This window comes from Halobacillus sp. GSS1, assembly GCF_017307035.1.
In the GTDB taxonomy this organism is placed as follows: Bacteria; Bacillota; Bacilli; order Bacillales; family Halobacillaceae; genus Halobacillus; species Halobacillus litoralis.
In genome coordinates, this window is record NZ_JAFLHE010000001.1 from 727890 (window position 1) to 740657 (window position 12768).

10 protein-coding genes are annotated in these 12768 nt (G+C 37.2%); 4 read left to right on the plus strand and 6 right to left on the minus strand.

Features of this window, described 5'->3' with window-relative positions:
* Positions 1-387: 387 nt before the first annotated feature.
* Positions 388-1293, minus strand: coding sequence for a zf-HC2 domain-containing protein (locus J0K78_RS03800; RefSeq protein WP_206945461.1), 906 nt, complete (start codon positions 1291-1293; stop codon positions 388-390).
* Entirely contained in the window at positions 1290-1778 is a 489-nt protein-coding gene (locus J0K78_RS03805; RefSeq protein ID WP_206945462.1) for an RNA polymerase sigma factor, read from the minus strand. Before J0K78_RS03805 ends, J0K78_RS03800 begins: the two co-directional genes overlap by 4 nt.
* 930 nt (positions 1779-2708) lie before the next feature.
* On the opposite strand from J0K78_RS03805, the gene J0K78_RS03810 reads away from it, so the two are divergent.
* Positions 2709-3854, plus strand: a complete 1146-nt coding sequence (locus J0K78_RS03810; RefSeq protein WP_206945463.1) for a CapA family protein — start codon at positions 2709-2711, stop codon at positions 3852-3854.
* Positions 3855-4345: 491 nt separating this feature from the next.
* Here the strand turns inward: J0K78_RS03810 and J0K78_RS03815 are convergent, their stop codons facing one another.
* The 3 genes from J0K78_RS03815 to J0K78_RS03825 form a co-directional block, all read right to left on the minus strand.
* A complete protein-coding gene (locus J0K78_RS03815) occupies positions 4346-4882 on the minus strand; it encodes a P-loop nucleotide/nucleoside kinase family protein (protein WP_206945464.1) in 537 nt (178 codons plus the stop codon).
* Positions 4883-5041: 159 nt separating this feature from the next.
* Positions 5042-5344: a DUF5316 domain-containing protein gene (locus tag J0K78_RS03820; RefSeq protein ID WP_206945465.1), complete on the minus strand. Its 303-nt coding sequence runs from the start codon at positions 5342-5344 to the stop codon at positions 5042-5044.
* A gap of 118 nt (positions 5345-5462) precedes the next feature.
* Entirely contained in the window at positions 5463-5654 is a 192-nt protein-coding gene (locus tag J0K78_RS03825) for a DUF6366 family protein (protein WP_206945466.1), read from the minus strand.
* 567 nt (positions 5655-6221) lie between these two features.
* Between J0K78_RS03825 and J0K78_RS03830 the strand changes: the two genes are divergently transcribed.
* On the plus strand, positions 6222-8822 hold the full coding sequence (locus J0K78_RS03830) for a glycoside hydrolase family 31 protein (RefSeq protein ID WP_242517686.1): 2601 nt from the start codon (positions 6222-6224) through the stop codon (positions 8820-8822).
* A gap of 1137 nt (positions 8823-9959) precedes the next feature.
* On the opposite strand, the gene J0K78_RS03835 is transcribed toward J0K78_RS03830, so the two are convergent.
* Positions 9960-10469 (minus strand): GNAT family N-acetyltransferase, encoded by a 510-nt coding sequence (locus J0K78_RS03835; protein WP_206945467.1) that lies wholly within the window; start codon positions 10467-10469, stop codon positions 9960-9962.
* Positions 10470-10945: 476 nt separating this feature from the next.
* On the opposite strand from J0K78_RS03835, the gene J0K78_RS03840 reads away from it, so the two are divergent.
* Together J0K78_RS03840 and J0K78_RS03845 are read left to right on the plus strand one after the other, a co-directional pair.
* Positions 10946-11317 carry a DUF948 domain-containing protein gene (locus J0K78_RS03840; protein WP_206945468.1) on the plus strand — a complete coding sequence of 124 codons (372 nt, stop codon included), beginning with the start codon at positions 10946-10948 and terminating at the stop codon, positions 11315-11317.
* Positions 11318-11908: 591 nt separating this feature from the next.
* A complete protein-coding gene (locus J0K78_RS03845; protein ID WP_206945469.1) occupies positions 11909-12652 on the plus strand; it encodes an SDR family oxidoreductase in 744 nt (247 codons plus the stop codon).
* The last annotated feature ends 116 nt before the right edge of the window (positions 12653-12768 follow it).

The window sequence follows — 12768 nt, forward strand, 5'->3', positions numbered from 1 at the left end:
GTTGCAGTAAAAAATTCCTCCACACGGTCCTATATAGTAAGTTTGATCAAAAATACCTCACAAACCCACAACTTACGTTAAATCAAAAGAAGCCGTTTTGAAAAAAGATTGATCAAAACGGCTTCATCCTTTGTGAATTATTACGCATTCACTTAAAAAGTTTGATCATTTTCTGCAACTGGCTCTTCCACAAACGCTCCCTTTTGTTGAAGATGGACTCTGATCCGTAGATTTTATTGGTTCAACCAATTCAAAGAATACTTTTTGGCCATGTTTTAGAAATCTGAATCCATCAGGGACCCTTCGGTATCAAGTAACATAGAACTAAAATTAAGAAAAGAACCGCTGATTGGTGAATCTATTATAAACTAGTGAAAGCAACAACTATTATAAAGTGCTTTTCGGCTTCTTAAATGATAACTTCTTAAATATGTTCCTTCCAGCTAACAACGCAAAATATAAAGAAAATGTGACTAGTACTATTGCATAAAAGTCTCGTCCAGCAAGGTAAGTGGCAGAGTGAAGACCTTTTATAAGGAAGTGAGCGAACACGTAGGAGATAGGCAATAGAATAATCTTTTCTAGTCCATTTCTTATTTTTTCTTTCTTACGGAATATGACCAATCCAATTCCACAAATAAGTGAAAATCCTACAGCAAACAACACATAGTAGCTTAAAACTAGCCGAGGTAACGTCATGACAGAACCATCCGTTATTGGATCTCCATAAATTAAAGTATTTTCACTTCCATCGGTATTGTAATAATAGATGGAAGTGATCGTTTCCCCATTCGGGTTTAAGACCGTATTTTCCAGGTTGTTTTTGCTTATTTTCTGGTGCCAAATCGTTTCCCATGTTGTTATATCGTAGACATAACCTGAATTGTCTGCTGCTGGATATTGATTTACATCGAATCCAGAGACTTCTTCACTAAAATTCAAAAGTACTGTTCCGTCATCCCTTTCAATAATTGAAACCGCATTTTCATTATAAGAGATGTATTCAGGCGTTGTCAGATATGCCATTGCAACCAATGCGAAAACCAACGTTACCATGACTGAAAAAATAATTGTTTGCATCTTTTTCCTTCGCAATGTATTTTGTATGTTTCTTAAGGGAGCTATATCGGTATCTACTGGCGGTTCTTCAAAAGTCCTCATTTCTTCAAGACTTTTTTTGCAGCTTTCACAAGAAGCTATATGTTCTTCAACTAGTTCTCTAGTATCTTGACTTGCCATATCCTCGGCATATAGCGGCAGTATATCCCTAATCACATTACAGCTGATTTTCATCGATAATCCCCCAATCGCGCTTTAATCTTTTCTCTAGCGCGGTGATAAGTAACACAAGCCCAGTTATCACTTTTTGCATACAATTTGCCAATTTGCTTAAATGACAGTTCTCCAAATACACGGAGCGTAAAGACCTTTTTGTAAGGCTCTTTTAAATTCTGGATAACTGTATGTACCTTCACAGACGCTTCTGAAGTGGCTATTTCTTGTTCTACATTGTCTTCACTAGCTGGTTCTGGAACCGACTCAAGATCTACAAAGCTTTTTTTCTTACGCAAATAAGAGTAATAACTGTTTTTGGCAATTTGGCATAACCAAACACGGATATCACTATCCCCTTTGAAACTGTCTAACGATCTTAATGCCTTCATAAAAGTTTCCGAAGTGATATCTTCAGAGATATTCTTATCGCCGGATAAACTATACACATATAAAAATACATCTTTAAAGTATGTATGATAAATATCCTCAAGCTGTGTCACCATCTCACCTCCTTACATATAAGACGCGATAAACTCAAATATCTTACAAAAATATAAAAAAAACCGAACAAAGTACGCCCGGTCCTTTTTTCTTCTACCATAATTATTGGGTTTCACAATGAAATCCGGTTAGTTTAAGTTAACTTTGTACAATCTTTACACTAACTAATATCTTATTACCAAGCGAGAGGGTTTTAGCATTGTCCGACTTTCATTGATCCCGCTTCAGTTAACCATTTATCCATTGCTTTAGCAGAGAAATAGAACTCATTTCCAATCCTCACATATGGGATTTGGCTTTTTGTAACATCTTCCCTAACAAACATTTGAACTCCCTCTTATGTAACTCCAAGATAGTCTCCTCATTCGGATAACGTTAATAATTGCTCTTCTTGTGCCGTTTCCGTATTATGTTTTTCATTTCCCATCTGTTCTCCACTAATATTTAATCAGTTATTCAATCTATATCACTATAAACTCCTATGATTATGTAATAAGGCACTCTTTTCTTTAAGATCTTGTGCAGATGATCTTAAAGAGCATTTCCTCCTAGCAAGCAAAAAAGGAATATCTGCTTTCCTACCTCTTCCTTTTAATGGTAAACATCCCTATCTCCATCAAGTAAGGTATCCAAACAGAAGAGCCCTTAAGAATCGTTTCGCTAAAGAAAAGGTTCTTTTGACTTTCTTCCTTTTACATTCTTTCATAGATATTAGGGAAGAATAAATAATAATAGGATGATTTGCCTGAATTTGACAATTATTTTATAATAAAAATATTAATATGTCGAAACTATTCCGCTTATGTCTTTTAAAAAACCGCGCGTGACTGCCTATATAGGTTTTGTAAATGCTCTTTAACATAAGTTTCAAGGATATTTCTGGTGGTTTATAGGATAAACGAATCAAAATATCTACAAACCAGGAGGATATGATGAAAAATAAAACCCTGCTTATTATTTTAGTGATCATTTTGATTTCCAGTTTCATTGGCGGTTCCACCATCTTCTCCCAACCGAACGAAGCAGACATGGAAAAACGCGTGTCTTCCAATATGAGAACGCTATACAAACCATCAAAGAAGGCAGAAATGAAAGAGGTGGCAGAAGTTTCACTCGCAGCCGTAGGGGATCTGTTAATACATAAAGAAGTATACAATGATGCGAAGACTTCTTCGGGCTATGATTTTAATCCTATGTTTCAGGAGGTCACTCCCCATCTTTCAAAAGCTGACATTACATTTGCGAATTCAGAGAGCATCATGGGTGGTGCAGCAATCGGCGTATCCACCTACCCTTCATTCAACACGCCCTTTGAATTAGGGAATACGTTAAAAGCTAACGGGATTGATATTGTTTCTATGAGCAACAATCACACCCTCGACCGGGGTGTTCACGCTATTGAAAACGCGATCAATCAATGGGATTTACTAGGAATTAAAACGGTAGGTTCCTACTTGTCACCGGAGGAAAGAGAGGCGATTACAACGATCAAAAAGAATGACATCACTTTCTCCTTTTTGGCATACACCTATGGAACAAACGGAATATCGACCCCTGATGGGAAGCCTTACCTGGTGAACAGGATTGATAAAGATCTGATTGCCTCTGACATCAAGCGGGCCTCCAGCAAATCTGATGTCGTCGTCATGAGTTTACATTTCGGTAAGGAATATGAAAGACACCCAAGTGCTGATCAGAAGGAATTGGCAGCTTTTGCGGCTGAACAAGGCGCAGATATTATCCTCGGTCATCACCCGCACGTGCTGCAGCCACCGGAATGGATTCAAAATACAGATGGGTCTAAAAGCCTCGTTTTTTATTCTCTCGGCAATTTTCTCTCAGGCCAGGAAGAAAAGTACCGAAGGATTGGTGGGATAGCGGGAGTGACTGTACAAAAAGTAAAATGGATGGAAGGAACATCCATCGATATAAAGGAACCCCGGTTTAAACTCACGTATGTAGACTTTGAAAATGACCAGGATTTCAAAGTTCTCCCTATGAAGGAATTTAACGCTGACTTGTTTCAGGAACTATCCAAACACATGAAAACATCTATTCATGATCTTGCGGTAAATTAAATAAAAAACGGACGTTCCTCCTAAGAGCGTTGGTTTTTTTACTACTGAATAGGATTCTCTTATTGTTCTTGATAAATTCATAGACTTTCCATATTCCCTATAGCTTATATATTAAATGCGTACATTTTTAAGCCAACGCCTCCGTTTCTAGAATAACCAATCCTCACCATTTTCTTATTTAAATCAACTTTTCAGGATTCAAAGCGTAAAGTTCAATATAGCCACAGTTAGGACATGCATAACAGGGACAAACCTCACTCATAGTTTTTGAGTTTGCCTTCACAGTTGATTTGTAAACCCTTATAGGATGACTGTCTAACTTAGCTTCTACCATTACTGATTCACATTTAATACATGTGTTTTCCATAAATCTCAACCTTTCTATTTTTTATGTTTTACCCCTCCGTTAGTACAACAAGCGATAAGCTATTCCCCTCTTTAGTAGAAGACTCAGCTTCAAGATAATATGAATTTAAAAACTCCTGTGTTATTCAATAGGTCTCATTTTCAATAACAATTTCTCCTTCACCATTTGGGATTTCGAAGCCTTTAAGGTAAGAAGTTAACAATTCTTCGGAAATAGGAAAGGAATTTGCATCAAAACGTTTGTTACGTAACTTAAGTCGTTCACGTAAATCATCTGGATGAACTTTTAAATAAATAAGTTTCCATTTACCTCCAGAATCCTCAATTATTTTTTTATATTGGTCCCTTCTTACACGATCCCAAAAACTGAAATCAATGACCACCTGTTGTTTATCATGGATTAATTTTATTAAAAGATTACGTAATTTACTTTCTGCATCTTTCTTGTATTCCTCAAATTTTGCAATGGGAAAATCAATCCCATAACGACCTTTTGTAGCCCATATTTCTTCATCAATAGAAAGACGTACAAAGCCTTCTATTTCTAATTGTTGTGAAAATGTGGTTTTTCCAAAACCAGCCACACCACACATCATTACCACTAAGGGGGTTAAGTCATTTCGTTCACGATAAATGATGTCGAAATCATCTTTTCTAACCATCTGTAGGTCCCCCTATATTTTTGTTACTATGTACATCATTCCATTATTTCAACTATATCCAGAGACTGAGATCAATAGCTCCAATTAATTCACCACTTATTTTTAGTTCTATACCCCAATAACAGAACTCTTGTGAATCATAAACACTTACGATTTCTGTTACCCTTTCATAGCTATAAGAACTATCACTAATAATGAAATTGCATTAGGTGCACTGAACATTAAGAGAGATATTGACCATTTATTTTTAGAGGCCTCATCTCTATCTACTTTTGTATGGTAATTGGCTCTATTCCTATCTCCGCTTACAAAAGCACCTGATAATACACCCGTAACTAGAAGTGGTATCAGCGCACAAAAAGCAATAATTTTCACGGATGTTTCCCAATCATTGCTTGAGAACCCATATATAAGAGTAGACAATGTAATAACCAAGCCAATCCCAAAGCTTTTTCTCTTCACGTAATCCCACCTTTCATTTGTTTTCGGTTTGGACGATCAATTAGTTCCATAAAATATCTAATAAGAAAACTGATGCCTTGAATCAAATATGTGTCTTTATGATTTACCTTAGGGACTATTATTGAAAAAATAATGAATAAATTATTAACCCAGCTATTATTAGGAGAATAAATATACCAATACCCTTCCTGCCTAAACCACCAACTAAATCAGCAAGGTTGCTCCCATGGACACTACTTGAAGGATTGCTTAACTCTTTTTGTCTTAGGCTTTCTCTTCTGTTTTCAGGAGTTTCATTTTCATTTCTCATCTAACCCCTCCTAAAATCACTCCTCTTAATACACATACGATACCAATCCAATTTAGTTTCAAGTTCTCTATTATTTCGAAACTGAGTCCTTATCTCCCCTATCCATCACATTAAGAAGGGGGCAATTCTTTTAAATCAGAATTGCCCCCGATACTTGAAGACTCAGCACTGAGATAGTTTTAGAACGAGCTTATTCTATACTGTCGTTAAACAGCCCATATATAATTTACATACATTTTTTACCTTTAAACCACCCTTATAGACATACGCCTTTATTATCCCACCGACATAAAAGCACCTGTATTTTTACTTAGTTCAAATAGATTATGCTCGAACCAACCATTACTTTATATTCATTTATTTAATCATGTAATTTTTCTGTAAATATAATCAACCCAGTGGTTATGACACTATATCTAATCCATTATTACCATAAATTTGATTGTGTGGTACTTGTTGCTACCCTTTAAATCGTCATATAGAATTAATGTATGAATACATATTTAATACATTAATTAACGTAATTTAATATGTATATCATACAAATTTCAAGGAGAGGTGATTAATTTGGAAAAGAACCACAGGACGAAGAAGATTAGCAAAAGTTTAGCCACGATGACTGTAGCGTCAACTCTGTTACTGCCGTCTGTCATCCCAGAATCTAGTGTATTGGCTGTAGCTGATACCTATCCGGAAAAAGAACTGGACAAAGCAGCTGCTATGCAGCAAAAGCTTATGGTTCAGTCTATCGAAGCTGTAGATGATGGAGTGAAGCTTGTATTATCTGACAACTACAAAGCTCACATCAAACTAAAGACAGATGACGTTGCTAAAATATCTATTCTGAAGCAAGGAGAAGAAGAAAAGGAAACAGCTGCCATTACAGAAACCAATTGGGATACGCCAAATTTTGAAATGGAAGAAACTGAAGCCACAATTACCCTTTCTACCGATGAAATCACAGTTATCATTAACAAGCAGCCTTTTGGGATCAAGTTCCTAGACAGTGAAGGGAATGTCATCAACCAGGATAACATGGACTATGGTGCTGGGTATGAAGATGGGAAGCCTTATGTATTTAAGGACACGTCTAATGATGAAGCTTTTTATGGTTTTGGTGAACAAGCAGGCGATTTGAACCGCCGTGGAGACAGCATGGGCATGTGGAACAACGATGCTTATAATTACAACAAAGATACAAAATACCTTTACACGACGATACCATTTTTCATCGGACTAAAAGATGAAAAAGCTTATGGAATCTTTTTTGATAACAGTAATCGTTCCTACTATGAAATGGCAAGTGAAAGTGACGACTACTATTACTTTTACGCAAATGATGGGGAACTGAGCTATTATTTCGCCTATGGTCCGGAGATTCAAGATGTGCTAACGCGATACAGTCAATTAACCGGGACGATGCAGCGTCCTCCGAAATGGGCAATCGGACTCCACCAGAGTAAATGGGGTTACGAAACAGCTGATGAAATCAAAGGAATCGTAGAAAAATACCGTGAGAAAGATATTCCTCTTGATGGTGTTCACCTTGACATTGACCACATGGATGGCTACCGAAACTTCACATGGGGCGAAGACTTTACTGAAGACCCTGTTGCCTTTAACCAGTGGCTTGAAGACAAAGGTGTTAGTTCTGTTGCTGTAAGTGACCCCGGAGTCAAAAAAGACCCCGGCTATTACTTGTATGATGAAGGGACAGCCAATAACTATTGGGCAACCAATCCTGATGGCACGCCTTACGTTGGAGAAGTTTGGCCTGGAGCATCCGTATTCCCCGACTTTGCAAGACAAGATGTTCGCGATTGGTGGGCAGAAAGCCACAGACGCATTTTCGATGCTGGGGTAGACGGCATATGGAACGATATGAATGAACCTGCAGTTTTTGATACCCCTACAAAAACTCAACCTCTTGATGTCCAATACGGAGATATGTTGCACTCTGAATTCCACAACATGTTTGCTCATTATGAAGCAATGTCCTCTGACAAAGCCTTTGATATCTTAAAACCTAACAAGCGTCCATTTGTACTTACAAGGGACATGTACGCAGGCTCACAACGTTACAGCACACTTTGGACAGGTGATAACGAGAGTTCATGGGAATCCATGCGTTTAGCTACACCTATGAATAACAACGTTGGATTATCTGGCGTTCCTTTTGTAGGTAACGATATCGGAGGATTCGCTAAGCGTCCATCCCCAGAACTATTTGCTCGTTGGCTTGAAATGGGTGTATTTGTTCCTTTCTCACGTATTCATGCCGATAACGGAAGTACTGTAGCATTTGACCCAGACGCGAAAAACATTCCCGGACAAGAACCATGGCAATACGGGGAAGAAGTTGAAGCGATCAGCAAGAAGTATATTGAACAGAGATACAAGTTAATGCCTTACTTATACAACGCATTTATTGAGGCCAGTGAAAACGGCACTCCAGTTCAACAGCCACTTGTGTACCAGTTCCAAGAAGATGAAAACACCTATAATATTAATCAGCAATTCATGTTTGGATCTTCTCTACTCGTAGCCCCTGTCGTAGAAGAAGGCGCTACTTCCAGAGAGGTTTATCTTCCAGAAGGGGAAACGTGGGTGGATTATTGGACTGGCGAAGAACACACAGGCGGTCAAACAATCAATAGAGAAGCAGACTTAGGTACCCTTCCTCTCTATGTTAAAAAAGGCGACATCATTCCTCACCGTAATGTACAGCAATATACAGGAGAAAAGCCACTTGAGAATTTGATCCTGGATACGTACTTGGGAGACGAGTCTTCTTACACGTTTATTGAAGACGATGGAGAGACGGAAGATTATAAGAATGGGGAATATAATGAAACGACCTTTAATCTAAATCGTAAAGGGAAACATGTTGAGTTCACGTCTAATCGGAAGGTTTCTAACTATGATTCTGCCCTTGAAACATACACGTTGAAATTAAACAACGAAAACATGCCACGAAAAGTTCAAGCGGCCTCTACGAAATACAAAGAAGTAGGTTCTGCAGAAGAAGTGAAACAAAACGAAAACACATACTTTTATGATGAAGAAAACGAAACAACCTATGTGAATGTTCCTGTGGATGAAGCGAAGAAAGTAAAAATCTTTTTCCACAATGATAAGAAAACAGAAAAAGCAAAAGGTAAAAGGTAAAAGCAAGAATAAGCATTAAGCATCAATGGAAAAGGTCCGTGGATATATTCCGCGGACCCTTTCTTTTATTTTGTTACCTTATATTTCACTATGATTGTCAGTTCACCGGCAAATTTAGCTTCAGATTTTTTTATATGGTTATTTTTGCAGGAAAGATAGTATTTTAAATTTTTCTATACTTTCCAATATATGTACTACCAGCATGCAGGGTACATACTGAAAAGAAATTAGATCTGAAGAAGAAACTTAACTATTTAGAGAAAGTTTATGTTTTGTACCTCCACCTTGACGTCTGAAACTATACATTTCAAGTATCCCTATTATTTTTCATCAGCGAGTTCCCTTTTTCTGATTGATAACTCGAAACTGAGTCTTCAACTAACCTGCCCGTTAGTAAAAAAGCAATTGCTCTTGTTGAACAATCGCCCCCGTTACTTTAAGACTCGGTTTCAAGATATTCTTAAGAATATATTAAACTAACACTTCCGTTATCTTTAGAATATCTTCCAATCAGGACATTAAAGTATTCTTTTTCCAAATGCTGCAAGTAACATAATTACTAAGCCAATAGCTAAAAAGAATATTCTACCTACCCACCTGGGGGCCTTTTGTACAAATTTCGCCAACCATTTGTATTCAAAGCTATTTTTAGTTCTGAGGTTAGCTAGTGATTCTTCCTGAGTTTGTCGGTGTTTCTCAGGAGTGTACTTTAAACCAGAATAAATGAAAAATAATGCAATCAATATCAAAAAAATTAAGGATATCCATTCTATTGGTGATTGCTCATTCTTGATGTTAAACAATTTAATTATCCTTTCCCATTTCTGTTCACCTATCTCTGATTAACTCCTTTAAGGAATTAAACTGTCTCTCGCCCATTAAAATCACACGACAGATTTTAAGAGTTTTTTCTTTCGTTGTTTTATTCAACTAAAGCCCCTGTTGGTGGAATAAGCCTATTATTCACAACGACTAAATACTCTTTCAAATTCACCATCTAATATTAGTTGTATAATCACTCTTTCAATGACTTCCCGCCTAATACTCTTCACTAAAATCATATCGCCTGATCCAAAATACCACCCCATTTAAACACTCACCTGTTTGTTCATTTCTCTCAGGAGAGCGTAAAAATGCTTATACTATACGAGAATAGTAAGCTACATCGGCAACTCTGCCGTGTAAATGTGATTCTGGCAACACAGCTACCAACGTAAATCCTAGTTTTTCAATTAACTTTTTTGATGGCATATTTTTATTATCTATAGTAGCAAATAGGCGTTTAAGGTTTAATGTGCTTTTACTATGCTCAATGACCGCGGAAACCGCTTCATACGCAAAACCGCCTCCCCAATGCTCCCTCATGAAGCGAAAACCAATTTCTCCAAGATAACCTTCTGCTATTTCTGGAATCATTACATCACCGATGAACTCATCTGTATCTTTTAATGCGACCGTCCATTTTGTTTCAGTACGATTCCTAACCATTTCTAACAATGATTGTTCATCACGAGGGGGATTAATTCCAAGAAATTTTCTTACTTCATCATTGTTAAACATTTTAAGCATATTAGGAATGTCTTTTTCAGCTCTCGGACGTAAAACCAATCGTTCTGTTTGAATATTTGGTGCTTCTTTTTTTGCCATGATTTATTCCAGCCTTTCGTACATTATATAAATAATCTATCAATGTGAACGGTATTGAACTTCATCGTTTGTTATCTCCTTATGAAATTTATTATATGATTTGATACCGATTATTTGGATTCCATCTTCAAGTATCCTGCTCCGTCAGTTTCCTTGCACTTATGTTATAAAGGGCTATTGCTCTTTTGAACAATCGCCCCCGTTTTATAAGACTTGAATCCAATATAATCAAAGCTAAGGGGTGTGGTTCTTATGCCTTTATCGGAAGCGCTAGAACCGTCCCCTCTTTTCCAATTAAAAGTAGTTAACCTAGTATATCTAATCAAAGTTTTCATAAGAAAGCATAAATAAATGCTGGTCCCAAACCGAAAATATTAACTATACTAATGAACATTTTTATACTAACAAGTGTTGTGATAAGGAATGTCCTAACCTTCACCGCCATATACTTAGAGAGAAGAAGGGAGATGGTCTTGATGATTGAATGGAGTGTTACCATTGCAGCTATCGCGTTTATTTTTCTCGTCATTTTTTTGATTTTGACGTTACGGAAACTCACGGAAACAATATCTGAAACAAAAGAGACGCTGTCTGATGCCCGGAAATCCGTAAACAGCATTACAGATGAAGCAGAAGAACTGATTCATGAAGCCAACAAAATTTCAGATGATGTAAAAGGAAAAATGGAAGCCGTTGATCCCTTAATTGATTCCGTTCATGATGTGGGAGATATGTTACACGATGTAACCAGTTCAATAAAACGAACTGCTTTGAAAAAAGAAGACAGGAAAACCATTCATACACAGGATGCACAGGACAGCGAGCCGTTGCGTATTAAATTGAAGTAAGCAGAATGAAGCAGGGGAAACGGTGTATCCGAAAAACGGAATTGTTTTATTTTAACAAGGCGAAAAAAGATATGGATATAAAAGGAGGAATACACCCACACAAAAAAGGTGAATTTCTTCCTTTTTTACATTTACAAACACTTTTCAGCAGCCCCAGCCAAGTAGGTATCCCTTTAAATTGGTGAGTTTCCGAAACTCGAGAAGGACAAAAAAAGGCCATTTTCCTGCTCCATAATTAAAAAAGCTACATCTATGATAGTCCTATTTTGGTAAAATTATCTTTTTTGCATTAACCCCCAATACCTGAAGATTCGAACTCAAGACAAATAAGATGAATTTTAATAATTCAATATAAACTTTACCAGAGCCGTTCATTTCAATAATGTCATCCGTTTCATATCTATTTGAAGCGAGTACATAATAAGGTAATTCCTTTTTCAAAAATATGCTGCCGGCCCAAAATAATTATGAAAAGTGTTTAATAGGCTAATAACCTATCGATCGGCCAATCTATGTTTAGTAAAGTGTTTGAGCGGTAACTAGTAGTTTGAAATCGCAGAAATCACTTATTAATTAATAGGAGGCTATATTTTGTCAAATCTACAAGATCAAGTTGTTATTATCACAGGAGCTTCTAGTGGTATCGGAGAAGAAACAGCGAAAGAATTATCTTCTAAAGGAGCAAAGCTTGTGTTGGCTGCTCGACGTGAAGACCGTTTACAAGAGTTAGCCGATAAAGTGAATAACAACGGAGGCCATGCTATTTATAAATCAACAGATGTGACCTCTTATGAAGAAATGGAAGAGCTGGCAGAGTATGCACAAAAGGAATTCGGTCAAATTGATGCGATTGTGAATAACGCAGGTTTGATGCCTTTGTCCTTCTTGAATAAACAAAAGGTAAAAGAATGGGATCAAATGATTGATGTGAACATAAAAGGTGTGCTATACGGAATATCTGCTGTCCTTCCACATATGCGTGAAAGGAAAAAAGGACACATCATCAATATTTCATCTGTAGCCGGACACGTTGTATTCCCAGGAAGTGCGGTGTACAGCGGTACGAAATTTGCAGTTAGAGCAATTACCGATGGACTTAGAATGGAAGAGTCCGCTGAAAGTAAAATCAGAGCGACGATCATCTCACCTGGAGCGGTATCTACTGAACTAACCTCTACGATCACCGATGAGGATGTCAAAGGCGGAGTGGATGAGCTTTATGAGCAAGCAATAACACCAGACAGCATTGCAAGAACAATCCGTTATGCACTGGAAGAACCTGCTGAAGTGACCATCAATGAGATTGTCGTAAGACCAACGGATCAATCCATGTAAACTTTATAGAAGTGCAGCCTATCAGGGCTGCGCTTTTTTTGTGCAAAGAATTAAAAATAGCAAAAGGCTTACTATTTTGTTGGTTTTGTTAAATCTTAAGTTGATCGTAGTAGAAA

Excerpts from the sequence above, each read along its gene's own strand:
- J0K78_RS03800 (WP_206945461.1), bottom strand. The coding sequence starts at position 1,293 with ATGAAAATCAGCTGTAATGTGATTAGGGATATACTGCCGCTATATGCC.
- J0K78_RS03805 (WP_206945462.1), bottom strand. The coding sequence starts at position 1,778 with ATGGTGACACAGCTTGAGGATATTTATCATACATACTTTAAAGATGTA.
- J0K78_RS03810 (WP_206945463.1), top strand. The coding sequence starts at position 2,709 with ATGAAAAATAAAACCCTGCTTATTATTTTAGTGATCATTTTGATTTCC.
- J0K78_RS03815 (WP_206945464.1), bottom strand. The coding sequence starts at position 4,882 with ATGGTTAGAAAAGATGATTTCGACATCATTTATCGTGAACGAAATGAC.
- J0K78_RS03825 (WP_206945466.1), bottom strand. The coding sequence starts at position 5,654 with ATGAGAAATGAAAATGAAACTCCTGAAAACAGAAGAGAAAGCCTAAGA.
- J0K78_RS03835 (WP_206945467.1), bottom strand. The coding sequence starts at position 10,469 with ATGGCAAAAAAAGAAGCACCAAATATTCAAACAGAACGATTGGTTTTA.
- J0K78_RS03840 (WP_206945468.1), top strand. The coding sequence starts at position 10,946 with ATGATTGAATGGAGTGTTACCATTGCAGCTATCGCGTTTATTTTTCTC.